The organism is Gryllotalpicola ginsengisoli DSM 22003 (genome assembly GCF_000419445.1).
Classification (GTDB): Bacteria; Actinomycetota; Actinomycetes; order Actinomycetales; family Microbacteriaceae; genus Gryllotalpicola; species Gryllotalpicola ginsengisoli.
Map to the genome: position 1 here is coordinate 489,301 of NZ_AULK01000001.1, position 23,332 is coordinate 512,632.

Sequence of the window (23,332 nt, forward strand, 5' to 3'; positions counted from 1 at the left end):
CACTGGTCTCCATTCACGCTTCGCGTGAGTCGACCAGCGGCGGCGCGTGAGTCGACCAGCGGGCGGCGTAGTACCTGGGTCTGATGCATCCGTACCGCAAGAAGGGCCTCGCGCACGATGTGCGCCGAGGCCCTTCTTCCGTAGCGTTGCCCGCATGATCGAACTCCAGCACCTCAGCAAGAGGTACGGATCCAAGCTCGCGGTGGACGACGTGTCGTTCACCGTCCGCCCCGGCATCGTGACCGGGTTCCTCGGCCCCAACGGCGCGGGCAAGTCGACGACCATGCGCATGATCATGGGTCTCGACCGGCCGACGACCGGAACCGTCACCGTGAACGGGAAGCACTACCCCGAGCACCGCGACCCGCTGCGGCAGGTCGGCGCGCTGCTCGAGGCGAAGGCGGTGCACACCGGCCGCAGCGCCTACAACCACCTGCTCGCCCTCGCCGCCACCCACGGCATCCCGAAGGCGCGCGTCGGCGAGGTGATCGAGATGACCGGCCTCGAGAAGGTGGCCGGCAAGCGCGTCGGCGGTTTCTCCCTCGGCATGGGCCAGCGCCTCGGCATCGCCGCCGCGCTGCTCGGCGACCCGCAGACGCTCATCCTCGACGAGCCCGTCAACGGCCTCGACCCCGAGGGCGTGCTGTGGGTGCGCCAGCTCACCCGCTACCTCGCCTCGCAGGGGCGCACCGTCTTCCTCTCCAGCCACCTGATGAGCGAGATGGCGCAGACCGCGGACCACGTCATCGTGCTCGGCCGCGGCCGCGTGCTGGCGGATGCCCCGATCGCATCGATCCTCTCCGGCGCGACCGGGCAGCGCGTCACCGTGCGCACGCCGACCCCGCAGCGCCTCGTCGAGGTGATCTCGGGCCCCGACGTGACCGTCGAGCAGGGAGCCGACGGCTCGCTCTCGGTCGCCGGCATCGGCGCGGCGCAGATCGGCGAGGCCGCGGCCGGCGCCGGCGTCGTGCTGCACGAGCTGACCCCCGTTTCCGCAAGCCTCGAAGAGGCCTACCTCGAACTGACCCAGGACGAGGTCGAATACCACTCAGAGGTGACCCGATGACCGCAGTGGCCGCGCCGCAGGCGCCCGCAGACCTGACCGGTGTGCGACTGACCTTCCCCCGCCTCGTGCGCAGCGAGTGGATCAAGCTGCGTACCATCCGCTCCACGGTCTGGTGCTTCGCGATCCTCTTCGTGCTGAACGTGGGCCTGCCCGTGCTCGTCTCCGCCGTGGGCCACCTCGGCGACGGGAAGGGCCTCACGGGCGACGCCGCCAACGCGGTCGTGGTGCAGGTGGCCACGCTCGGCGTGAACCTCACCTCGCTCGTCGTCGCGGTGCTCGGGGTGCTGATCATGACCGGTGAGTACACGACGGGCATGATCCGCGCCACCTTCACCGCCGACCCGGGCCGGCTCGGCGCCGTGTTCGCCAAGGCGCTCGTGCTCGCGGTCACCACCTTCGTGCTCAGTGCCGCCTCCACTTGGATCGGGGTCGCGCTCGCCGCGCCGACCCTCGAAGGCAAGGGCGTGGCGGTGAACCTCGGCGAGTCCGCCGTGGTGCTGCCGATCCTCGGCTCGAGCGTCTATGTCACCCTGCTCGCGCTGCTCGCCTTCGGCATCGGGCTGCTCGTGCGCACCACCGCCGGCGGCATCGCCATCACCCTCGGGCTGCTGCTCGTGGTGCCGACGATGCTGCAGGTGATCGGCGGGCTGATGGACGCGAACTGGCTGCTCGACGTGAACCAGTTCCTGCCCTCGGAGGCCGGCCGCGAGCTGTACAGCTACGACGCCGGCAGCGGCGCGTCCGGCGCCGACACCGGCGGCGACGTGATCCAGCTGAACGGATGGTCCGCCTTCGGCGTCACCGCGGGGCTGACCTTCCTGGTCGGGGCCGTCGCCACCGTGCTCGCCAAGCGCCGGGACGCGTGAGCCTTCCCCCGTCGAATCAGGACGACCTCCGGCTGCCGCGGCCGCCGGGGGTCGTCCGGCAGTTCTGGGCCAGGCACCCGCGGCTCGCCGACGCGCTGATCGCGCTGTTCTGGGGGCTGCCCGCACTGCTCATCACGGTCGCGACCCTGCTGCCCACGGGCGGCCGTGCCGCGACGCTCGGGCCGTGGGGCGCGCTCATCGGCGCGCTCGCGATCACCGGGGCATCCGTGGGCTTCTTCGTGCGCCGCACCCGGCCGATCCTCGCCGTCTGTCTGCTCGCGATCGCCCTGCTGCCGTCGGTGTTCACCGCCCAGAGCCCCGGCCAGCTGCTGCCCGTGTTCGGCATCTACAGCCTGGCGGTGTACCGCTCGAACGCGACCGCCTGGATCGGCGCCGCCGCCCTCGAGCTCGGCTCGACGCTCTACGCGTGGGCGGCGTGGCCGGGCCTGCAGGAGCACACGCTCGCCCGCTCGCCGCTGCAGTGGGCCGCCGTGCTGGCGATCGAACTGCTCGTCGCGCTGCTGCTCGGCACGACGGTCGGCGGCCGCAAACGCTACCTGGCCGCCCTGATCGACCGCGCCCACCAGCTCGCCCGCGAGCGCGACCAGCAGGCGCAGCTCTCCGCGGCCGCCGAGCGGGCGCGCATCGCCCGCGAGATGCACGACGTCGTGTCGCATTCGCTCACCGTCATGGTGACCCTCGCCGAGGGCTCCGCGTTCTCGGCCGAGGCCGACCCGCGCCGTGCCGCCGACGCGATGCGCCAGGTCGCCGAGACCGGCCGCGCCGCGCTCAGCGACATGAGACGGATGCTCGGCGTGCTCGGCGGCGACGGAGAGGCCGCCCTCGCCCCGCAGCCCACGGCGGCCGAGCTGCCGGCGCTCGCCGAGCGCTTCCGCGACCTCGGGCTGCCGGTCACGCTCCGCGTCGACGGGGAGCTCGCCCCCGACCCGGCGGTGCAGCTGGCCGTGCACCGGGTCGTGCAGGAGTCGCTGACCAACGCGCTGCGCTACGCGCACGGCCCGACCGAGGTCGCGGTGCGCATCGACGCCGACGGCGACCCGGTCGTCATCACCGTCGAGGACGACGGGCTGCCCGGCATCCCCACGCCGTCGGTCGGCGCCGGCCGCGGCATCATCGGCATGGCGGAGAGGGTCGCCGCGCTCGGCGGCTCGCTCGCCGCCGGTCCGCGCGACGGCCGCGGCTGGCGGGTCTCGGCGGTGCTGCCCGGCGCCCGCGGTACCGCACGGGCGGCGCAGAAGGAGGAGGTCTGAGTGATCCGAGTGGCGATCGCCGACGATCAGGCGCTGGTGCGGATGGGGTTCCGCATGGTGCTCGACGCACACCCCGATCTCGAGGTGATCGGTGAAGCATCCGATGGGGCCGAGGCGATCGAACTCGCCCGCCGCACCCGGCCCGACGTCGTGCTCATGGACGTGCGCATGCCGAACGTGGACGGCATCGCCGCGACCTCCGCGATCCTCGCCGAGCTGCCCGCGACCCGCGTGCTCGTGCTGACCACCTTCGACCTCGACGAGTACGCGTTCGGCGCGCTGCGGGCCGGCGCGAGCGGGTTCCTGCTCAAGGATGCGCGGCCGGAGGACCTGCTGGGCGCGATCCGCGCGGTCGCCGCCGGCGACGCCGTCGTCGCGCCGCGCGTGACCAGGCGGCTGCTCGAGCTGTTCGGGCACGAGCTGCCCGAGGGCCGACGGGCGGACCCGGCCGAAGGGCTCACGCCGCGCGAGCGGGAGATCCTCGTGGCCATCGGGCGGGGGCTGTCGAACCCCGAGATCGCCGCCGAGCTGTTCCTCACCGAGTCGACCGTGAAGACGCACGTGGGCCGGGTGCTCGCGAAGCTCGGGCTGCGCGACCGGGTGCACGCGGTCATCTACGCCTACGAGCACGGCCTGCTCAGGGGCCTGTAAGGGCCGCCTTCCTAGGATGGGGCCGATGAAGATCACTGGCGCCCTCACCACGACCGCGACCGATGTTCTCGACGAGGTGCACGACTTCTTCACCCGCACGTTCCTCGGCGAGATCCTGGGCAAGGCGATCGGCGTCGCACTGATCATCGCCTTCGCGATCCTGGCGACCTGGATCGTGCACATCCTGATCCGGCACGTCGTCGCGCGCATCGTCAACTCGGTCAAGCGCGCCCAGAACGTCGAGACGACGCAGGCGCTGCAGATCTCCCCCATCACCTCGGTGCGCATCGTGCAGCGCACCCGCACGCTCGGCACGGTGCTCACCAACGTCGCCAACGTGACCATCACCGTGATCGCCCTGCTGCTCATCGTCAACACGCTCAACCAGCAGATCCTCGGCTCGCTCGCGCTGCTCTCGGCCGCCGTCGGCGCCGGCCTCGGCTTCGGCGCGCAGAACATCGTGAAGGACGTGCTGAACGGCATCTTCCTCGTCATCGAGGACCAGATCGGCGTGGGCGACATCGTCGAGGCCGGGGTCGCCGGCATGCCCACGACGGGCGTGATCGAGGCGGTCGGCATCCGCATCACCCAGGTGCGGGACGTGAACGGCACGATCTGGTACGTGCGCAACGGCGAGATCCTGCGCGTCGGCAACATGTCCCAGGGCTGGACCCGGGTCATCACCGACGTCGCCGTGCCGTACGACACCGACATCGACACGGTGCAGCAGAAGCTGCTCGAGGTGGCCGTCGGCCTCGCCTCCGAGGCGAAGTGGCGCACGCGCATCGTCGAGCGGCCCGAGGTGTGGGGCATCCAGTCGATCTCCGACGACATCGTCGTGCTTCGGGTGGTCGCGAAGACCGGCCCGAACGCCCGCGACGACGTGGCCCGCGAGCTCAACCGCCGCCTGTTCGCCGCCGCCACGGAGCTCGGCGTGCGCGTGCCGAAGCTGGAGAATCCGATCCTCCAGGGCTTCGAGACCGCCTCGTCGGTGAACGGCGCGAACCCGCCGCAGACCCGGCCCACGCCCGCCGTCGGCGAGCAGCCGAAGCCCAAGCGCGGCCGCGTGCTGCGCCGCAAGCCGCTGCTGGGCCAGGTGCCCGGCGAGGAGGAGCAGCCGTGACCGACGAGACCCCTCCGGCACCCGAGGCGCAGCCGCCGGCCGCCCAGCCGCCGGCCGCCCAGCCGCTCATGCTGCGGCGCAGCGAGGGCGGCGAGCAGGCGGGCGGCTCGTTCTACGAGCAGGTCGGCGGCGCGCCCGTCTTCGCCAAGCTGGTGCACGTCTTCTACGAGGGCGTCGCCGGCGACGAGGTGCTGCGGCCCATGTACCCCGAGGCCGACCTCGGCCCCGCCGAGGAGCGGCTGCGCATGTTCCTCGAGCAGTACTGGGGCGGCCCCGGCACGTACGGCGAGCAGCGCGGCCACCCGCGCCTGCGCATGCGCCACCTGCCGTTCAAGGTGAACCCCGAGGCGCGCGACCGCTGGCTCGGGCACATGCGGCATGCCGTCGACGAGCTGCACCTGCCGCCGTTGCAGGATGCGACTCTCTGGGGCTACCTCGAGCGCGCCGCACACGCGATGGTGAATACTTTCGAGGCATGACGGATGCCTCGACGACGAGCTCCCCTTCCCCCGATCTGACCTCCGACGCCATCATCGTCGGCCACGGCCTGGCCGGCCTGGTCGCCGCCTGCGAGCTGCTCGACCGCGGCAAGCGGGTGACCATCGTCGACCAGGAGCCCGCGGTCGCCCTCGGCGGGCAGGCGTTCTGGTCGTTCGGCGGGCTGTTCCTCGTCGACTCTCCCGAGCAGCGGCGGCTCGGGGTGCACGACTCGCTAGAACTGGCCCGGCAGGACTGGTTCGGCTCCGCCGGCTTCGACCGGGAGGAGGACGCCTGGCCGCGCCGCTGGGCCGAGGCGTACCTCGAGTTCGCCGCCGGCGAGAAGCGCGCGTGGCTGCGGGAGAAGGGCATCCGCATCTTCCCCCTGGTCGGCTGGGCCGAGCGCGGCGGCTCCTCCGCCGGCGGCCACGGCAACTCGGTGCCCCGGTTCCACATCGCCTGGGGCACCGGCCCCGGCGTGATCGCGCCCTTCGCCGAGCGCATCATGGCTGCCGCCCGGGCCGGCCTGCTGACCCTGCGCCACCGGCACCGGGTCGACGAGCTGATCGTCGAACAGGGCCGTGCCTGCGGCGTGCGCGGCGCGGTGCTGGCCGACGCGCCGATCCGCCGCGGCGAGGCCTCCAGCCGCGAGGTCGTGGGCGAGTTCGAGCTGCGCGCCGGCGCCGTGATCCTCGCCACGGGCGGCATCGGCGGCAATCACGACCTCGTCCGCGCGGCGTGGCCGGAGCGGCTCGGGTCGCCGCCGCAGGAGATGCTCTCCGGGGTTCCGGCGCACGTCGACGGGCGCATGCTCGCAATCGCGCAGGGGGCCGGCGCGCATCCGATCAACGGCGACCGCATGTGGCACTACACCGAGGGCATCGCCAACTGGGATCCGATCTGGGCCAGGCACGGCATCCGTATCCTGCCCGGCCCGTCGTCGCTGTGGTTCGACGCGGTCGGCAACCGGCTGCCCGCCCCGAACTTCCCCGGCTTCGACACGCTCGCGACGCTCGAGCACATCGGCCGCACCGGGTACGACCACACCTGGTTCGTGCTCACGCAGAAGATCATCGAGAAGGAGTTCGCGCTCTCCGGCAGCGAGCAGAATCCCGACCTGACCGGCAAGAGCGTGCGGCAGGTGCTGCGGCGGGTGCTGCCCGGGGCGCCCGGCCCGGTGGAGGCGTTCAAGCGCAACGGCGCCGACTTCGTGGTCGCCGACACGCTGCCCGAACTGCTCACGGGCATGCTGGCCAAGACGGATGCGCCGCTCGACGTCACCCGCGTCGAGCGGCACATCGTCGAGCGCGACCGGGAGCTGGCGAATCCGTACAGCAAAGATCCGCAGCTGGCGGCGATCCGCGACGCGCGCCGGTACCCGGGCGACCGGCTCGGGCGGGTGGCCGCGCCGCACCGCATCCTCGACCCCAAGGCCGGCCCGCTCATCGCGGTCAAGCTGCACCTCCTCACCCGCAAGAGCCTCGGCGGGCTCGAGACCGACCTCGACGCCCGGGTGCTGACGCCCGCGGGCGAGGTGCTCGACGGGCTCTACGCCGCGGGCGAGGTGGCCGGCTTCGGCGGCGGCGGCATGCACGGCTACCGGTCGCTGGAGGGCACCTTCCTCGGCGGCTGCCTGTTCAGCGGGCGCACCGCCGGGCGCGCCGCCGCGGCCGCGGTGTGACGGCCGTGTGATGAGGGACGGACGGGAGGCGCATCCGTGACGCTCACGACCCGGAGCGCGCTGTGGGCGGCGATCCACGCCGAGCGCACCGCACTCGCCGACGACGTCGCCGGGCTCGACGGCGATCAGTGGCAGGCGCGGTCGCTGTGCTCAGACTGGAGCGTCGAGCAGGTCGTCGCCCACCTCACCGCGTCCGCGACCCTCGGTCCCGCGCGCTGGTTCGCGAGCGTCGTCGGCGCGCGCTTCGACTTCGATCTGCACAATCAGCGGCGGATGCTCGAGCACCTCGGCTCCTCCCCGGCTGAGACGCTCGCGCGGTTCCGCGCCGTCGTCACGAGCACGACCGCGGCGCCCGGGCCCGTGACGGCATGGCTCGGCGAGATCGTCGTGCACTCCGAGGACATCCGGCGGCCGCTCGGCCTGACGCGCGCGTTCCCCGCCGAGGTCACCGAGACCGTCGCCCGGTTCTACGCGACCACGAACTTCGCCGTGCCGAGCCGCAAAGTGGTGTCCGGCTTCCGCGTGGAGGCGAGCGACGGCGACTTCGCCGCCGGGGACGGCCCGCTGGTGCGCGGGTCGACGCTCGCGCTGGTGATGGTCATGGCCGGGCGCAGCGCCTACCTCGCCGAGCTCGACGGCCCCGGCGTCGCCGGTCTCGAGGGGCGCCTGCACCGCTGAGCCGCCGACCGGCGCGCGGGGCAGGGCGCGCGGGGCGGGGCGCGCGGCACGCCCGTCAGCCGCGCAGCGACCAGGCGGCGCGCTTGACGAGCACGTGCCCGCGGCGCAGGGAGAGGCGCGTCCAGGTGCCGGTCTCGAAGATGGGCACCGGCTCGAATTCCGGGCCGAGGAAGCCGAGCGAGTCGGCGGCGAACGCGACCCCGGCCGGCACGTCCCCGACCTCCTCGATCGGGGCGCCCCACACCGAGCCGCGCACCCGCCACACCAGCTGCTCGCCCGTGCCCTCCGGCACCGCGCGGGCGACCTCGGCGACCCCTTCGGAGGCGACCCGGCGCAGCACGGCCGAGGTGGTGCCGCCGACCTGTGACCACCCGCCGCGCGGCGGCGAGATGCCCGCCCAGGTCACCGTCGACACCTCCAGCGGCAGCCGGATGGCGGCCGGGTCGCCGGCGCGCGCCAGCCGGTCCAGCAGCGAGCGGGTCGGCACGACCGCGTCGAACTCCGCGTCGGGGGCGGTCTCGAAGGTGCGCAGGCCGAGCACCGTGGGGGTGCGGTCGAGCAGGCCGTGCGGGTAGAGCACCGCGGTGTAGGCGGCGAGCACTCCCCCGCGCGCGACGAGGCGCACCGAGCCGTCTTCGACCCGGCCCGCACGTGAGAGGTACACCTGGAGGTCGGAGACGGCGAGGCCGTCGACCAGCGAGAACGTCTGATCCATGGGCCCCTTTAGACTACTTTCCATGGCCGACCCGGTGACCGCGATGCTGCAGACCCTGGATCTCACCGACACCGGAGCGCGCACCAGCGAGGACATCTTCACCGGGCCCAGCCAGTGGATGCCGCACGGCCGGGTCTTCGGCGGCCAGGTGCTCGCGCAGTCGATCGTCGCCGCCTCGCGCACGCTGCCCGACGACCGTCTCATCCACTCGCTGCACGGCTACTTCCTGCGGCCCGGCGACGTGGCGCTCGGGGTGACGCTCGGCGTGGACCGCATCCACGACGGCCGCTCGTTCTCCACCCGCCGCGTGCAGACCTATCAGGACGGCGTGCCGATCATGTCGCTGATCGCCTCGTTCCAGGTCGAGCAGGACGGCGTCGACCACGCCGTCCCCATGCCGGAGGGCGTGCCCGAACCCGAGTCGCTGCCGACGGTCAGCGACCATCTCGCCGGCATCCAGCACCCGGCCGCGCAGTTCTGGACCGAGGCGCGCCCCTTCGACATCCGCTATGTGGAGAAGCCGGTCTACCTGCCCACCGGCGACACGGGTGAGCGGATCGCCCACCAGTCGGTGTGGCTCAAGTCGAAAGCGCCCCTCCCCGACGACCCGGTGATCCACCGCGCCGCCATGGCGTACGCCAGCGACTACACGATCCTCGAGCCGGTGCTGCGCCGGCACGGCGTCGCCTGGTCCACGCCCGGGCTCAAGATGGCGAGCCTCGACCACGCGATGTGGTGGCACCGGCCGGCGCGCGCCGACGAATGGCTGCTGTACGTGGGCGAGTCGCCGAGCGCGGAGGGCGGGCGCGGACTCGCGCACGCCCGCATCTTCCGGCAGGACGGCACGCTCGTCGCATCCGTCTCGCAGCAGGGGATGCTGCGCGTGCCCGGCGACGCCGGCCGCGGGTAGCCCTGCTCAGCTGCCCGATCCTCAGCTGCCCGATCCTCAGCTGCCCGATCCTCAGCTGCCGGATCCGCGGCGGAACCGGACCGGCTCGCCGACGTACGGCTCCCACGCCGCTCGCTCCGAGTCCGTGATGCGCCGGGGCCGGCCGGTGGCCGCGTCGACGAGCACGAGGGTCGTCGCCGCCCGGGCGTACAGGGTCTTCTCCTTCGCCGTCACCGGCGAGTACACCTCGTAGAACACCTCGATGCTGGCGCCGCCGATGCGGCCCACCCAGAGCTGGATGTCGAGCGGCGCGCGCATGAACGGCACCTGCGCCAGGTACTCGATCTCCTGGTGCGCCATCACGGTCAAGGTGCCGGCGCCCGGCTTCGAGTCGAGCACGGCCGTGTCGGCGAAGCGGCCCACGTCGTCGCCGTCGTGGTCGGGGTCGCCGGCCCAGAACGCCTGCACGCGCGCGTCCTCGAAGAAGCGCAGCATGGCGACGTTGTTGACGTGCCCGTACGCGTCGAGGTCGGAGAAGCGCATGACCGTGGGGACGTGGATGCGCTCCCCCATCAGTCGCGCGCCAGCTTCCGGTACACCGAGCGGTGCGGCTTCGCGGCGTCGGCGCCGAGCCGCTGCACCTTGTTCTCCTCGTAGGCCTCGAAGTTGCCCTCGAACCAGTACCACTTCGCCGGTTCCTCCTCGGTGCCTTCGTAGGCGAGGATGTGCGTGGCGATGCGGTCGAGGAACCACCGGTCGTGCGTGATCACGACGGCGCAGCCGGGGAACTCGAGCAGCGCGTTCTCGAGGCTGGAGAGGGTCTCGACGTCGAGGTCGTTGGTCGGCTCGTCGAGCAGCAGCAGGTTGCCGCCCTCCTTCAGGGTGAGCGCCAGGTTGAGCCGGTTGCGTTCGCCGCCGGAGAGCACGCCGGCTTTCTTCTGCTGGTCCGGGCCCTTGAAGCCGAAGGTGGAGACGTATGCCCGGCTCGGCACCTCCGTCTTGCCGACCTGGATGTAGTCGAGGCCGTCGGAGACGACCTCCCACAGAGTCTTGTTCGGGTCGATGTTGGAGCGGGTCTGGTCGACGTAGGAGATCTTGACCGTCTCGCCGACCTTCAGGGTGCCGCCGTCGAGCGGCTCGAGGCCGACGATGGTCTTGAACAGGGTGGTCTTGCCGACGCCGTTCGGGCCGATCACGCCGACGATGCCGTTGCGCGGCAGCGTGAAGCTCAGCCCGTCGATCAGCATCCGGTCGCCGAAGCCCTTCTTCAGGTCGTGCGCCTCGATGACGATGTCGCCGAGGCGGGGACCCGCGGGGATCTGGATCTCCTCGAAGTCGAGCTTCCTGGTGCGCTCGGCCTCGGCCGCCATCTCCTCGTAGCGGGCCAGGCGCGCCTTCGACTTGGCCTGGCGGCCCTTCGCGTTGGAGCGCACCCAGTCGAGCTCCTCGCTCAGCCGCTTGGCGAGCTTGGCGTCCTTCTTGCCCTGGATCTCGAGGCGCTCTGCCTTCTTCTCCAGGTAGGTCGAGTAGTTGCCCTCGTACGGGTACAGGCGGCCGCGGTCGACCTCGCAGATCCAGCCGGCGACGTGGTCGAGGAAGTACCGGTCGTGGGTGACGGCGAGCACGGCGCCGGGGTACTTGGCCAGGTGCTGCTCGAGCCACAGCACGCTCTCGGCGTCGAGGTGGTTGGTCGGCTCGTCGAGCAGCAGCAGGTCGGGCTTCTCCAGCAGCAGCTTGCACAGAGCGACGCGACGCTTCTCGCCTCCGGAGAGCACGCTGACCGGCGCGTCGCCGGGCGGGCAGCGCAGCGCGTCCATCGCCTGCTCGAGCTGCGAGTCGAGATCCCACGCGTCGGCCGCGTCGATCTCCTCCTGCAGCGTGCCCATCTCGGCGAGCAGGGAGTCGAAGTCGGCGTCGGGGTCGGCCATGGCGGCGGAGATCTCGTTGAACCGGTCGACCTTGGCCTTGATCGGCCCGACGCCCTGCTGCACGTTCTCGAGCACCGTCTTGTCCTCGTCGAGCTCGGGCTCCTGCATCAGGATGCCGACGCTGTAGCCGGGCGAGAGGCGCGCTTCGCCGTTGCTCGGCTGGTCGCGGCCGGCCATGATCTTGAGGATCGTGGACTTCCCGGCACCGTTGGGGCCGACCACACCGATCTTCGCGCCGGGCAGGAACGCCATCGTGACGTCGTCGAGGATCACCTTGTCGCCCACGGCCTTCCGGGCGCGGACCATGGAGTAGATGTATTCGGCCATGCGCCCAGTCTATTTGGCCGCCACGACGGCCAGGACCCGACCCGGCCCCCGGCTCGGGCTCACCCGACCAGGCACTTGCCCGTCGCGAGCGGCTTCGCGACCGTGGAGTGGTAGCCGTCGACGGCGGAGCCCCACTGCCCGATCAGGCACTGCCCGTGCAGCTTCACGGCGACGAGGATCGACCCCGGCTCGAGGTTCGCCGAGGTCTTGCTGGCGCTCACCTCGAGAGCCGACGACGGGAACCCGGCCGCCACGAGCGCGCGGGTCACAGACTTGCCCGACGCGGTCGGGTGACCGGAGAGCGTCTTGCGGTTCACGCTGTCGAAGAAGGCGCGGTTCGCCGCAGCCGACGCCTTCGGGTCGAACGTCGCAGGCGCCGGCGTTGCGGATGCGGACGCGGTCGAGGTGCTCGAGCCGTAGCTCCACTCCGACGGCGTCGGCTGGGTCGAAGCCCGGTCGTCCGCGGACGTGCAGGCTGCGAGCGAGGCTGCGACCCCCAGTGCGACGAGCGCCGCAGCGCCTGCGCGAACCGAACGCACGCAACCCCCTTCGCCGGTCCGCGCCGGGGGCGGACCTCGCCACGAGTCTACGGGTCGGGCCCATCGGGTCGGTTGCATCGTGCCGGGTGCATCGGCCCGGAGTCAGAACGGGGCGCGCACCTCCCCCGTCGACTCGTCCACCTCGGTCGCCTCGTCGTCCGCCTCGTCGCCGAGGTCGAGGTCGATCTCGGCGGGCCCGGCCGAATCCGCCGACTCCGGGAACGTCAGGGGCGAGCCGGCCTCCGCGCTCGTCGCCGAGAACCACCCCGGCGTCAGCGGCGCGGCCGCCGCGGAGAGGGCGTCGTCGGGCTCGCTCGGCTGGATCTCGCCGTGCTCGTCGTCGCCCGATCCCGCGGAGCCGGACTGCGGGTTGCGGTCGAAGCCGCGCTCCTTCCCGAAGGTCAGGTCGTGCCCCACGGCCTCGGCCTCGACCTCCACATCGAGCCCGCTCTTGTCGCCGGCGGACCACTCGCGCACCCGCAGCCGGCCGGTGATCACCACCGGTTCGCCCTTGTGGATCGAGGCGTACACGTTCAGCGCGAGCTTGCGGAAGCACGAGACGCTGTACCAGCTGACCGGCCCGCTCTCCCACTGACCGGTGACGCGGTTGAAGCGGCGATCGGATGCCCCGACCCGGAAGCTCGTGATCTCGAGCGTGCGCGCCGTGCCGTCCGGGGCCGGCTTGCTCGTGGCGGTGAACTTGGGCGGCGTGGCGACGAAGCCGCGCAGCGTGATGGTGGCGCTCATCTGTTTCCTCCTCATCGGTGCGGCCGGGCGGCCGCGTGCGACGAGTGTGACCGGCCGAGGCATCCGCTCGTACGACGAAGGCCGCCGATCGTGGAGAACGGACACGATCGGCGGCCTGTGCGGGGGAAGTGGCTAGGCGGCCGCCACGTACTCGGCGAACGCCTTGCGCACCTTGTTCACCTTGGGCACGGCCACCGCGAGGCAGTAGCCCTGGCCCGGGTTCTTGGCGAAGAAGTCCTGGTGGTACTCCTCGGCCCGGTAGAACGGGCCGAGCGGCTCGAGCTGCGTGACGACGCCGCCGCCCCAGATGTCGTTCGCCCGCTCGATGGCGGCCTGGAACAGTTTCTTCTGCTCCTCGTCGGCATAGAACATCGCCGAGCGGTACTGGGTGCCGACGTCGGCGCCCTGCCGGTTCAGCTGGCGCGGGTCGTGCAGGGTGAAGAACGCGTCGAGGATGATGTCGGCCGGGATGACGGTCTCGTCGAAGGTGACGGCGACCGCCTCGGCGTGGTCGGTGGTGCCGGTGCACACGAGCTCGTAGCTCGGGTCGGCGACCGTGCCGCCGGTGTAGCCGCTGACGACATCGGTGACGCCGCGCAGCGTGCGGTAGACGGCATCGAGACACCAGAAGCACCCGCCGGCGAGGACGAAGGTCTGCATGTGGACCCCTTTCGTTATCGAATCCATACTTCCAAACCGCGGCGCGCCGCCGTTCGTTCCCCGGGCGGATCGGGAGACCGACCTACTCTCGCCGCATGCAGCTATGGAACGACTTCGTGGACTGGTTCACGTCACAGGACGCCGAGCCCGTCGTCTTCGTCACGGTGGTGCTGTTCGTCGGCATCGTCGTCTCCGGCCTGATCGCCGCCTGGATCGCGCGAGGCACCGTCCGCGGACTGCTGCAGCGCACCGACCGGCAGCAGAAGGCCGCGGCCATCGCGGCCCTGGTGGACGCCGCGACCGAGGCATCTGTCTGGAACTCGCTCACGCCGGCCGAGCAGGTGATGAGCGACCGGGCGGTCGGCCAGGCCGACATCCAGGTGCGTCTGCTGCCGGTGCGCGGGGCGGCGCTCGCCGCCACTTGGGCCTCCCACCAGCTGGCCGAGTTGAAGCGGGCCTCCGCCACCTTCGGCTACCAGCTCGACCCGGCGGTCGCCGAGTTCCGCGACCGGCTGATCGAGTGGCAGAACAAGCCCGGCCGGGCCAAGCGCATCTTCGCGGCCGATCTGGAGCGGTGGAGCTTCGCCCCGGACGCGCCCGAGGCGGCCGGCGACGCGGAGCAGCAGAGCTGGGCCGCCCGGCAGCAGAACGACACCCGCGCTCCGGCGCAGCAGACGGCCCGCGCGGCCGCCGCCGAGCTGCCCACCGCGGCGATGCCGGCGCCGGTGCCGCAGCCCGACACCGGCGACCTGCCCAAGGCCCCGGACTTCCTGCACGCCCGCGAGGAGCAGAACCAGCAGCACGCCCAGCGGTACAGCGCGTAGCCGCGGCCTGCGCCACCCGGTCTGACAGACTGGCTGCATGACCGACGACTGGCTGGGCGCGCTCGGCGCGTACGCGCACGGATTCGCGCGGGTGGCTGCCGCGACGTTCCCGATCGCCATCGCGGATCCGGTCGCCAACGCCGACCGGCTGCTCGCCCAGGCGCGCGAACTGCACGACCGCGCAGTGGGCGTCGCCGTCTTCACGGAGCTGTGCCTCAGCGGCTACGCGATCGACGACCTCGTGCTGCAGGATCCCGTGCTCGACGCCGTCGACGAGCAGCTCGGCCGCATCGCCGACGCCAGCCGCGAGCTGCTTCCCGTGCTCGTGGTCGGCGCGCCGCTGCGGCACGGCACCCGGCTGTACAACTGCGCCGTCGTGATCCACCGCGGCGAGATCCTCGGCGTGGCGCCCAAGGCGTACCTGCCGACCTACCGGGAGTTCTACGAGCGCCGCTGGTACGCCCCGGGCGACGATCAGCGCGGCGGCTCGATCGCCGTGGCGGGGCGCGCGGCCCCCTTCGGCACGGACCTGCTGTTCGAGGCATCCGATCTGCCCGGCCTCGTGCTGCACGTCGAGGTCTGCGAGGACATGTGGGTGCCGATCCCGCCGAGCGCCGAGGCCGCGCTCGCCGGCGCCACGGTGCTCGCGAACCTCTCCGGCTCCCCCATCACCATCGGCCGCGCCGACGAGCGCGAACTGCTCGCGGCATCCGCCTCGGCGCGGTGCCTGGCCGCGTACGTGTACGCGGCGGCGGGCATGGGCGAGTCGAGCAACGACCTCTCCTGGGACGGCCAGACCCTCGTCTACGAGCGCGGCACGCGCCTGGCGGCCACCGACCGGTTCCCCGACGGGCCGCGCGCGGCGGTCGCCGACATCGACCTCGACGTGCTGCGGCAGGAGCGCATCCGCCAGGGCACCTTCGACGACAACCGGCGCACCCACGCGGATCGCATCGCCGGGTTCCGCACCGTGCGCTTCGAGCTCGCCCCGCCGCGCGGCGAGATCGGGCTGGAGCGGCAGGTCGACCGCTACCCGTTCGTGCCCGACGACCCGGCCCGGCTCGCCCAGGACTGCTACGAGGCGTACAACATCCAGGTCTCGGGCCTCGAGCAGCGGATGGCGGCGATCGGCGGCCCCAAGCTCGTGATCGGCGTCTCGGGCGGCCTCGACTCGACGCACGCGCTGCTCGTGTGCGCGCAGGCGATGGACCGGCTCGGCCGGCCGCGCAGCGACATCCTCGCGTTCACGATGCCGGGTTTCGCGACATCGGATGCGACCAAGGCCAATGCCACCGCGCTCGCGCACGCCCTCGGCGTGACCTTCGAGGAGCTCGACATCAAACCGGCCGCGACCGAGCTGCTCTCGCGCCTCGGGCACCCGTTCGCCGGCGGCGAGCCGGTGTACGACGTGACCTTCGAGAACGTGCAGGCCGGTCTGCGCACCGACTTCCTGTTCCGCATCGCCAACCAGCGCGGCGGCATCGTGGTGGGCACCGGCGATCTGTCCGAGTTCGCGCTCGGCTGGGCCACCTACGGAGTCGGCGACCAGATGTCGCACTACGCCGTGAACACGGGCGTGCCGAAGACGCTGATGCAGCACCTGATCCGCTGGGTGAGCGGCTCTGGCCTGTTCTCGGGCGAGGTCTCCGAGATCCTCGACCGGGTGCTCGGCACCGAGATCACGCCCGAGCTGGTGCCGGTCGGCGAGGACGGCGAGGCGCAGTCGACGGAGAAGACGATCGGGCCGTACGCGCTGCACGACTTCGCCCTGTACTACGTGCTGCGCTACGGGCTGCGGCCGAGCAAGATCGCGTGGCTCGCCTCCTGGGCGTGGAACGACGCCGCCTCGGGAGAGTGGCCGCCCGGCTTCCCCGACGACGCCAAGGTCGCGTACACGACCGACGAGATCGTGCACTGGCTCGAGGTATTCCTGAAGCGGTTCTTCGGCTTCGCCCAGTTCAAGCGCTCCGCGATGCCGAACGGGCCGAAGGTCGCGGCGGGCGGTTCGCTGTCTCCGCGCGGGGACTGGCGGGCGCCATCCGATTCGTCGCCTCGTGCGTGGCTCGACGAGTTGCGCGCGGCGTACCCGCGGGGCGCCTGAGGTTCTGCGCGCGGAGGCAGCCGACGTGCACCGAGGACCAACCGCTGCGGCATCCGTTCGCCCAGACTGTGCACCAGAGCTTTCGCCACGAGGAGAACCGATGAGCACCCCCACGACCACGTCAACCAGCCTTCTCGACCGCGTCAGCGTCGCCGACGGCCGGGAGATCCCGGACGCCGCGACCGGCGAGATCATCGGCCGCACCGTCGAGCAGAGCGTCGACGACCTCGACGAGATGGTCGAACGCGCCGCCGCCGCGCAGCCCGCCTGGGCCGCGCGCAGCATGGCCGAGCGCGGCGAACTGCTGCACGCCGCCGCGGAACGGATCGAGGCGCATGCGGATGAGCTCGCCGCCCTCGTCTCCCGCGAGCAGGGCAAACCGCTGAACGACGCGCGGGCGCGCGGCGCCCGCATCGTCACCGGCGGCGAACCGGCGACCGAGCTCGGCCCGCTCTTCTTCCAGGCGACGATCATCGCGGATGTCAAGGACGGCGACCCCATCGTCGACGAGGAGCAGTTCGGCCCCGCGCTGCCGATCATCAAGTACACCGACCTCGACGACGCCATCCGCTCCGCGAACCGCCTCGAGGCCGCCCTCGGCGCGAGCGTTTGGTCGGACGACGCGACAGCGGCGCGCGAGGTGGCGCTGCGGCTCGAAGCGGGCACGGTCTGGATCAACAAGCACGGCGGCATCCACCCGCTCGTGCCGTTCGGCGGCATCAAGGGCTCGGGGTACGGGCTCGAGTTCGGCATCGAGGGCTTGAAGTCGGTCTCGGTGCCGGTCGTCATCACGAGCCGGTAGCCAGCAGGTGATCGGCGGCCCTCTCGCCGATCACGGCACGTCGTCCGCCTCGGCTGTCCCCATCGAAGCGTTCAGAAACGGCCTTATCGTGGGGGGCAGAACGTCATCTCGAGTCGTCTCGGCGACTGGCCGCACCGGGCACGGTCCGTCAGGCGACCCGCATCGGCTGATGTCGGTGGTGGCCGGCATCATGCGCGCATGAAAACGTGCGCGCGGTGCAAAGAATGCAAGCCTCATTCCGAGTTCAATCGGTCTTCCAAGAACAAGGACGGTCTTCACAGCTACTGTCGCGACTGCCATAAGGCGCACTATCGAAGCAACTACGAGCGCCACTATCGCAACGTCAGGCGCACGGCAGTCCTCCGCTTGGCACATATCCGATCGGTCGTCTACGAGCACCTGAAACAGGGTTGCGTCGACTGCGGCTTTTCCGACATCCGCGCCCTGCAGTTCGACCACGTGCGAGGAACGAAAGTGATGGCGATCAGCACCATGATCCGTCGCGGCGCGTCGCTCAGAACTATCGAGTCCGAAATCGCGAAGTGCGAAGTGCGGTGCGCGAACTGCCACATGATCGAGACGGTGAAGCGACGTGAGCACGACTGGCACAACGCGTACCTGAACGGCCCCCCCGGAGGGATTTGAACCCCCGACCAAGCGGGTAGAAACCGCCTGCTCTGTCCACTGAGCTACGGGGGGAAGGTCGCCAATAGCGTATCCGACCGCAGGTCCGAACCCCCGTCACACCGCCTTTGCGGCGGCGGCCAGCACCTGGTTCAGGGTGGGCACGCCCTCGGCGCGGAAGACCTCCGCGCCCGAGGCATCCGTCACCACGACCGTCGGGGTCGAGCGGATGCCGGCTGCGGCGGCCTCCGCCTCGTCGCGCACCACGTCCTTCTCGACGACCTGCGCGCCCGGGATCAGCCGGCCGGCCTCGGCCACGACGGCGCGCGTCGCCATGCACGGCCCGCAGAATGCGGAGGTGTAGAGGGTCAGTCGCACCTTTTCAGGCTACGCCCGCGGTGACCTCCGCGATGCGCCGCTCGACGGCATCCGCGACCGCGGGCTCGCCGATCGACAGCGCCCGCAGCAGGGCCGTCACCGCGCGCGTGGCGCGCACGAGCTCGACCGGTTCCAGGGTCGACGGATGCGTCGCCGCGATGCCCTCCGGCTCCGCCGCGTCCGCGTTCTCGACCGTCACCGCGCCGAACTGCGGGTACACGAGCCCCTGCCGCGCCGCCCACAGCCGCCAGACCCGCTCCCGCGCCTTCGTGAGCGCGTCGAGCGAGCGCCACCCTCGGCCGCGCACCGCGTGCCGCGCCGCGTCCTTGCACAGGGTCCACGCCTGATAGCCCCACAGGGCGGCGGTCTGCTCCGACGGCTGCCACCGCTCAGCCGGCAGCGTCTCGGCGAGCCTGCCGCACTTATCGACCAGCGCCCGCGTCTGTGGCGCCAGTCCCCGCCGCTCCCCCGCCTCCGTCACCACGAGGGACAGCTCGAGCCCCGCGCGGTACAGCACCGAGAGGTGCACGGCGCCGGCGCCGAACTCCTCGATGGCGAAGCCGGCGACGGGGCCGAAGCGCGAGACATCCGCTCGCACCTCGTCGAGCCGGCCGGCGACCGTCTCGCCGGCGGCGAGACCGGCACCCGCGTCGACGTCGGACCAGGCGTCGCCGGCGTCGCGGCCGAGGGAGCCGCCGAGCTCCAGCGTCTCCACCCACTCCGTGCGCTCCGCCCATGCGATGAGCTGAGCGACGACGGCATGCGGCTCCATGGTCGACAAGGCTATCGGTCGCCTGCGCTGGACAGGCCGCCTGCGCCGAAGAGGCTGGACAGACCGAGCAGGCCGATCAACCCGAGCAGGCCGAGCAGGCCGAATAGGATCGACAGCATGTCAACTGCCACCGATCGACTCGTCTGGATCGACTGCGAGATGACGGGGCTCGACCCCGAGAAGGACGAACTGGTCGAGATCGCGGTGGTGATCACCGACTTCGATCTGAAGCCGGTCGACGAGGGGATCGACATCGTCATCAAGGCGAGCGACGAGGCGATCGCCGGGATGGGCGAGTTCGTCGTGGGCATGCACACGACGAGCGGCCTCATCGACGAGATCCCGCACGGCAAGAGCCTCGCGGAAGCCGAGTACGAGGTGATGGAGTACGTGCTCGCCCGGGTGCCGGAAGAGGGCCGCGCGCCGCTGGCCGGGAACACGATCGGCACCGACCGCATGTTCATCGCCAAGTACATGCCCCGCCTCGACCAGCACCTGCACTACCGGTCGATCGACGTGAGCTCGATCAAGGAGCTCGCCCGGCGCTGGTTCCCCCGCGTCTACTTCCAGGCGCCGGAGAAGGCGGGCGGCCACCGGGCGCTCGCCGACATCCTCGAGTCGGTGCGCGAGCTCGACTACTACCGCAAGGCGGTGTTCGTGGCCGAGCCCGGCCCGACCTCCGACGAGGCCCACGAGGTGGCCGCCCGCGTCGTGGACGAGTGGTCTTCACGCATGTAATACACTTGTCTGGTTGCCCGCTCGATGACGTCAGCGGAAGCCCATGGTGGATGTAGCTCAGTTGGTAGAGCACCTGGTTGTGGTCCAGGGGGTCGCGGGTTCAAGCCCCGTCATTCACCCCATTTGCGAGTCGCGATGTACTCCGACCGAGTAGACGCCGGCCGGGTGCTGGCCGAAGCGGTGCGCGAGCGCCTGGGCGGCACGGATGCCTCGGTGCTCGGCCTGCCGCGCGGCGGCGTCCCGGTCGCCGCCGAGGTCGCGCGGGCCCTCGCCGCGCCGCTCGACGTCGTCGTCGTGCGCAAGCTCGGCATGCCGCTCTCCCCCGAGGTCGCCATGGGCGCGATCGCCTCGGTGGGCGGAGAGCTCGCCGTCGTCTCCAACGACGACGTGCCGCACGACGGCTGGCAGGACGTGCTCGAACACGAGACCGCCGAACTGCGGCGCCGGGTGCGCGAGTACCGCGGCGACCGGCCGCCGCTCGATGTCGAGGGCCGCACCGTCGTGCTGGTCGACGACGGCATCGCCACCGGGGCGACCATGCGCGCCGCCGCCGACGCGGTGCGCACGCTCGAGCCCGCGCGCGTCGTCGCGGCGGTGCCGGTGGCGCTCACGGGCGCGCGGCAACTGCTCGGCGCATCCGTCGACGAACTGATCTGCCGGTGGTTCCCGCCCACGTTCCTCGGCGTCGGGCAGGCCTACGCAGATTTCACGCAGACGACGGATGCCGAGGTGCGGCGGCTGCTGGCCGGCTGATCCGGCTCAATCCGGCCGCTCCTGCCGCTGCCGCGCCCGCAGCCGGGCGCGTCGCGTGAACCCGAGCGCGATCAGCAGCACGCCCACGGCGCCGGCGATGTTGGCGCCCCACCAGGTGATCAGCTCCCAGGCGGCGCGCCCCGCGGCGCTGTCGGGACGGTCGACCCAGAACAGCACGGTGAACACCAGCCAGATCAGCAGCAGGACGCCGCCGATCACGAACATGGCGACACCGTTGCTCGGGCGCGGCGCGCCCTGCTGCCTGGGGTCACCCGTCATCGCTGTCGCCCTCGTCGCCCTCGGCCTGCGACGGCTTCTGCTCGGTCGGCGCCTCGCCGATGTCCTCCTCGTGCTCCTGCTCCTGGTTCTGCGCACGCTCGTCGCTCATCGGGCCTCCCCTTTCGCCTCGCGGGTTATCGCGTCTCGCCCGGGGCGTACCCGCGATCGCGGCCGCCCATGAGGGCCCGGGCTGCTCATGCCGCTCCCGCGGTCCGGGTACCGGCACCGCCATGAGTATCGGAGGCGGAATCTTCCTGATCGTCGTCGGCGCGATCCTCACGTTCGCGTTGAACGTGCAGGTGGCGTGGCTGAACCTCGACCTGGTCGGCTACATCTTCATGTTCGCCGGCCTGGTCATCCTCATCATCGGCATCGCCCTGCTGTTCCGGCGCCGCCGGTCCACCGTGGTGACCCGTGACGGCTACACCGCCGACGGGCAGCGCGTTTCGCGCGCCGACCGCAGCGACGACATCGACCCGATGGTGTAGCGCTTCGGCCGCGCATTCGTCCCGCGCCGGCGCACGCCGGCCGGGCAGGGCCTTCTTCACTCCCGGGCAGCCGAAAGCGGCGCCCACCAGCGCAGCCGCGTGCCCGCGTCGGAGGAGTCGAGTTGCAGCTCGCCGCCGCGCGCGGCCGCCCGTTCCGCGAGGTTCGCGAGCCCGCTGCGCCGTGAGACCGCCGCGACTCCCCCGCGTCCGTCGTCGGCCACCTCCACGTCGACGCGCTCGCCGTCGGCCGTGACCGTGACGGTGACCGACTTCGCCTGCGCGTGGCGTGCCGCATTGGCCATCGCCTCGCGCGCCACGGCCTCGACGTCGTCGGCGAGGGCGCCGGTCACGGCGCTGTCGATCACGCCGCGGAACTCGACGCGGGGCGCGGAGGGCCACACGTCGCGGTACTCCTCGACGAGGTCGAGCAGGCGGTGCCGCACCGACGGGGCGCCGCCCTGCGCCGGGGTGATGGCGAAGATCGCGAGGCGGATGCGCCCGATGGCGTCGTCGAGGGCCTCGGTGATCGCGCGGACCCTGTCGACGTAGTGCTCCGGCGCGTCCGCGGCGGCGAGGCTCTGCAGCGCGAGCCCCGCCCCGAACAGCTGCTGGATGACGTGGTCGTGCAGGTCGCGGGCGATCCGCCGCCGGTCCTCCATCAGCGCGAGCCGAGCCTCGGCGTCGCGCGCCCGGGCGAGGGTGATGGCGACGGACGCCTGGCGCACGAAGTCCCTCGCCACCTCGACCTCCGTCGCCGTGTACTCCCGGCCGCGTTCCTCGGGCACGAGCTCGATCACGCCGAGTTCCTGCTCGCCCGCCGTCACCGGCAGGAGCAGGCCCGCCGGTGTGCGCGGCGGGTGCTGGCTCACGCTGATGCGCGACCCCGGGGCCAGCTCCTGCAGGGCGCTGCGCACCAGCTCCAGCTGCGCCTCCGGCGCGACCCGCTGCAGCTGGGCCGTGAGCTCGGCCGACGCCGCCGCCCACGCGTGCCGGGTGGCGACCTCGCCGAACAGCCGGGCGTTCTCGATCGCGAGCCCCGCCGTCGCGGCGAGGCCGATCACGATCTCCTCGTCCTGCGCGGTGAACCCGCCGTCGCGCCCGGTCAGGTACAGGTTGCCGAAGACGGTGTCCCGGGAGCGGATGGGCACCCCGAGGAACTCGCGCATCGGCGGGTGGTGGGCCGGGAAGCCCGAGGCGCGGGCGTCGGCGCCGATGTCGTCGATGCGGATCGGCCGCGGGTCGGCGATCAGCGCGCCGAGCAGGCCGTGCCCTTCGGGCAGGTGGCCGATCGCCGCGGCATCCGTCTCGCTCAGGCCCACGTAGATGAACCGCTCGAGTCGGCGGTCCGGCCCGATCACGCCGAGCGCGCCGTAGCGCGCGCCGACCAGCTCGATGGCGACCTCGACGACGCGGCGCAGCACCGCCGACAGGTCGAGCTCTCCGACGACCTGCGCGTTGGCGCGCAGCAGGGCGCGCAGCCGCTGCTCGGGCAGGGCGGGTTCCGCGTCGGCGCGCGGGGCTGGATCGGGCACGTGCCGAAGCGTAGCCTGCGGGAAGCGGGACTTTCTGCCCTGTGGAGTCCCCTTCGCCGGAGGAAGGCTGGCGCCATGTTGATGCTCGAGCCGCCGCACCCGCGCAGCGCCGAGGTGCTCGGCACCCACGGCAGCATGCTGGCCACGGTGCGCGTGCCCGCGCAGGACCGCGCGGACTCCTCCTCCGCACGCACGGAGTCGGTCGAGCTCGTCGCGCGGGAGGTCGATCTCGACACCTGCGCCATCTACGTCGACGGGCGGATGCGCGGCTGGATCCACCGCGACGGGCACGCCTATGTGGCCCTCGCCGGGACCGTGCCGGAGAAGGCGAAGGACTGCGGTCACTCGCTGCTGTGGGACGAGGCGGCCGCGCTGCTGCTCGCGGCGGCCGCCGGCGACCGGGCCACCGGCGGGAGGGAGTGA

27 protein-coding genes and 2 tRNA genes are annotated in these 23,332 nt (G+C 72.0%); 18 read left to right on the forward strand and 11 right to left on the reverse strand.

The window, feature by feature from the left end:
- The first annotated feature begins 154 nt into the window (after window positions 1-154).
- The 8 genes from H563_RS0102355 to H563_RS0102390 all read left to right on the forward strand — a co-directional run bounded on the left by H563_RS0102355 (window position 155) and on the right by H563_RS0102390 (window position 7,813).
- Window positions 155-1,066, forward strand: a complete 912-nt coding sequence (locus H563_RS0102355) for an ABC transporter ATP-binding protein (protein WP_022881015.1) — start codon at window positions 155-157, stop codon at window positions 1,064-1,066.
- Window positions 1,063-1,932, forward strand: coding sequence for an ABC transporter permease subunit (locus tag H563_RS0102360; RefSeq protein ID WP_022881016.1), 870 nt, complete (start codon window positions 1,063-1,065; stop codon window positions 1,930-1,932). Before H563_RS0102355 ends, H563_RS0102360 begins: the two co-directional genes overlap by 4 nt.
- The gene (locus tag H563_RS14610; protein WP_022881017.1) at window positions 1,929-3,203 is read left to right on the forward strand and encodes a sensor histidine kinase; all 1,275 of its coding nucleotides are present in this window, start codon (window positions 1,929-1,931) and stop codon (window positions 3,201-3,203) included. The genes H563_RS0102360 and H563_RS14610 overlap by 4 nt, the downstream gene beginning before the upstream one ends.
- Before the next feature lie 42 nt (window positions 3,204-3,245).
- Window positions 3,246-3,854, forward strand: coding sequence for a response regulator transcription factor (locus H563_RS0102370; RefSeq protein WP_051142625.1), 609 nt, complete (start codon window positions 3,246-3,248; stop codon window positions 3,852-3,854).
- Window positions 3,855-3,879: 25 nt separating this feature from the next.
- Window positions 3,880-4,977, forward strand: coding sequence for a mechanosensitive ion channel family protein (locus tag H563_RS14615; protein ID WP_022881019.1), 1,098 nt, complete (start codon window positions 3,880-3,882; stop codon window positions 4,975-4,977).
- A 68-nt stretch (window positions 4,978-5,045) separates the two neighbouring features.
- Window positions 5,046-5,456 carry a globin gene (locus H563_RS0102380; RefSeq protein WP_051142626.1) on the forward strand — a complete coding sequence of 137 codons (411 nt, stop codon included), beginning with the start codon at window positions 5,046-5,048 and terminating at the stop codon, window positions 5,454-5,456.
- Entirely contained in the window at window positions 5,453-7,135 is a 1,683-nt protein-coding gene (locus H563_RS0102385; protein WP_022881021.1) for an FAD-binding dehydrogenase, read from the forward strand. The genes H563_RS0102380 and H563_RS0102385 overlap by 4 nt, the downstream gene beginning before the upstream one ends.
- 36 nt (window positions 7,136-7,171) lie before the next feature.
- A complete protein-coding gene (locus tag H563_RS0102390; protein WP_022881022.1) occupies window positions 7,172-7,813 on the forward strand; it encodes a maleylpyruvate isomerase family mycothiol-dependent enzyme in 642 nt (213 codons plus the stop codon).
- Window positions 7,814-7,868: 55 nt separating this feature from the next.
- On the opposite strand, the gene H563_RS0102395 is transcribed toward H563_RS0102390, so the two are convergent.
- Window positions 7,869-8,528: a hypothetical protein gene (locus tag H563_RS0102395; RefSeq protein WP_022881023.1), complete on the reverse strand. Its 660-nt coding sequence runs from the start codon at window positions 8,526-8,528 to the stop codon at window positions 7,869-7,871.
- Window positions 8,529-8,550: 22 nt separating this feature from the next.
- Between H563_RS0102395 and H563_RS0102400 the strand changes: the two genes are divergently transcribed.
- Window positions 8,551-9,438 (forward strand): acyl-CoA thioesterase, encoded by an 888-nt coding sequence (locus tag H563_RS0102400; RefSeq protein WP_022881024.1) that lies wholly within the window; start codon window positions 8,551-8,553, stop codon window positions 9,436-9,438.
- A 51-nt stretch (window positions 9,439-9,489) separates the two neighbouring features.
- On the opposite strand, the gene H563_RS0102405 is transcribed toward H563_RS0102400, so the two are convergent.
- The 5 genes from H563_RS0102405 to msrA all read right to left on the reverse strand — a co-directional run bounded on the left by H563_RS0102405 (window position 9,490) and on the right by msrA (window position 13,618).
- On the reverse strand, window positions 9,490-9,990 hold the full coding sequence (locus H563_RS0102405) for an acyl-CoA thioesterase (protein WP_022881025.1): 501 nt from the start codon (window positions 9,988-9,990) through the stop codon (window positions 9,490-9,492).
- Entirely contained in the window at window positions 9,990-11,672 is a 1,683-nt protein-coding gene (gene ettA / locus H563_RS0102410) for an energy-dependent translational throttle protein EttA (protein WP_027479001.1), read from the reverse strand. The genes H563_RS0102405 and ettA overlap by 1 nt, the downstream gene beginning before the upstream one ends.
- A 59-nt stretch (window positions 11,673-11,731) precedes the next feature.
- Window positions 11,732-12,211 carry a DUF6993 domain-containing protein gene (locus tag H563_RS0102415; protein WP_027479002.1) on the reverse strand — a complete coding sequence of 160 codons (480 nt, stop codon included), beginning with the start codon at window positions 12,209-12,211 and terminating at the stop codon, window positions 11,732-11,734.
- A 102-nt stretch (window positions 12,212-12,313) separates the two neighbouring features.
- Window positions 12,314-12,958, reverse strand: coding sequence for a single-stranded DNA-binding protein (locus tag H563_RS14620; RefSeq protein ID WP_022881027.1), 645 nt, complete (start codon window positions 12,956-12,958; stop codon window positions 12,314-12,316).
- 132 nt (window positions 12,959-13,090) lie between these two features.
- The gene (msrA, locus tag H563_RS0102425) at window positions 13,091-13,618 is read right to left on the reverse strand and encodes a peptide-methionine (S)-S-oxide reductase MsrA (protein WP_022881028.1); all 528 of its coding nucleotides are present in this window, start codon (window positions 13,616-13,618) and stop codon (window positions 13,091-13,093) included.
- A 95-nt stretch (window positions 13,619-13,713) separates the two neighbouring features.
- Here msrA and H563_RS14625 point away from each other — a divergent pair, with 95 nt between their 5' ends.
- The 4 genes from H563_RS14625 (at window position 13,714) to H563_RS17835 (ending at window position 17,990) form a co-directional block, all read left to right on the forward strand.
- On the forward strand, window positions 13,714-14,442 hold the full coding sequence (locus H563_RS14625; protein ID WP_022881029.1) for a hypothetical protein: 729 nt from the start codon (window positions 13,714-13,716) through the stop codon (window positions 14,440-14,442).
- A 37-nt stretch (window positions 14,443-14,479) separates the two neighbouring features.
- Entirely contained in the window at window positions 14,480-16,543 is a 2,064-nt protein-coding gene (locus H563_RS0102435; RefSeq protein WP_022881030.1) for an NAD(+) synthase, read from the forward strand.
- Window positions 16,544-16,643: 100 nt separating this feature from the next.
- Window positions 16,644-17,345 (forward strand): aldehyde dehydrogenase family protein, encoded by a 702-nt coding sequence (locus tag H563_RS0102440; protein WP_022881031.1) that lies wholly within the window; start codon window positions 16,644-16,646, stop codon window positions 17,343-17,345.
- Window positions 17,346-17,543: 198 nt separating this feature from the next.
- A complete protein-coding gene (locus H563_RS17835) occupies window positions 17,544-17,990 on the forward strand; it encodes a hypothetical protein (RefSeq protein WP_027479003.1) in 447 nt (148 codons plus the stop codon).
- Here H563_RS17835 and H563_RS0102450 read toward each other — a convergent pair.
- From H563_RS0102450 to H563_RS17190, 3 genes are all read right to left on the reverse strand, one after another.
- A tRNA-Arg gene (locus H563_RS0102450) sits at window positions 17,972-18,044 on the reverse strand. The two genes, H563_RS17835 and H563_RS0102450, sit on opposite strands and share 19 nt — an antisense overlap.
- A 42-nt stretch (window positions 18,045-18,086) precedes the next feature.
- A complete protein-coding gene (locus tag H563_RS0102455) occupies window positions 18,087-18,347 on the reverse strand; it encodes a glutaredoxin family protein (RefSeq protein WP_027479004.1) in 261 nt (86 codons plus the stop codon).
- A 4-nt stretch (window positions 18,348-18,351) separates the two neighbouring features.
- Entirely contained in the window at window positions 18,352-19,119 is a 768-nt protein-coding gene (locus H563_RS17190) for a hypothetical protein (RefSeq protein ID WP_022881032.1), read from the reverse strand.
- Window positions 19,120-19,236: 117 nt separating this feature from the next.
- Here H563_RS17190 and orn point away from each other — a divergent pair, with 117 nt between their 5' ends.
- The 3 genes from orn (at window position 19,237) to H563_RS0102480 (ending at window position 20,610) form a co-directional block, all read left to right on the forward strand.
- The gene (gene orn, locus H563_RS0102470) at window positions 19,237-19,857 is read left to right on the forward strand and encodes an oligoribonuclease (protein ID WP_022881034.1); all 621 of its coding nucleotides are present in this window, start codon (window positions 19,237-19,239) and stop codon (window positions 19,855-19,857) included.
- Window positions 19,858-19,903: 46 nt separating this feature from the next.
- Window positions 19,904-19,979, forward strand: a tRNA-His gene (locus H563_RS0102475).
- A gap of 13 nt (window positions 19,980-19,992) precedes the next feature.
- Window positions 19,993-20,610 (forward strand): phosphoribosyltransferase, encoded by a 618-nt coding sequence (locus H563_RS0102480; RefSeq protein ID WP_033209206.1) that lies wholly within the window; start codon window positions 19,993-19,995, stop codon window positions 20,608-20,610.
- 6 nt (window positions 20,611-20,616) lie between these two features.
- On the opposite strand, the gene H563_RS0102485 is transcribed toward H563_RS0102480, so the two are convergent.
- Window positions 20,617-20,889, reverse strand: a complete 273-nt coding sequence (locus H563_RS0102485; RefSeq protein ID WP_155864960.1) for a phage holin family protein — start codon at window positions 20,887-20,889, stop codon at window positions 20,617-20,619.
- A 230-nt stretch (window positions 20,890-21,119) separates the two neighbouring features.
- On the opposite strand from H563_RS0102485, the gene H563_RS0102495 reads away from it, so the two are divergent.
- On the forward strand, window positions 21,120-21,377 hold the full coding sequence (locus tag H563_RS0102495; RefSeq protein ID WP_022881035.1) for a DUF6458 family protein: 258 nt from the start codon (window positions 21,120-21,122) through the stop codon (window positions 21,375-21,377).
- 56 nt (window positions 21,378-21,433) lie between these two features.
- On the opposite strand, the gene H563_RS14635 is transcribed toward H563_RS0102495, so the two are convergent.
- The gene (locus tag H563_RS14635; protein WP_022881036.1) at window positions 21,434-22,909 is read right to left on the reverse strand and encodes a sensor histidine kinase; all 1,476 of its coding nucleotides are present in this window, start codon (window positions 22,907-22,909) and stop codon (window positions 21,434-21,436) included.
- A gap of 75 nt (window positions 22,910-22,984) precedes the next feature.
- Here H563_RS14635 and H563_RS18060 point away from each other — a divergent pair, with 75 nt between their 5' ends.
- Window positions 22,985-23,332, forward strand: a complete 348-nt coding sequence (locus H563_RS18060; RefSeq protein WP_022881037.1) for a hypothetical protein — start codon at window positions 22,985-22,987, stop codon at window positions 23,330-23,332.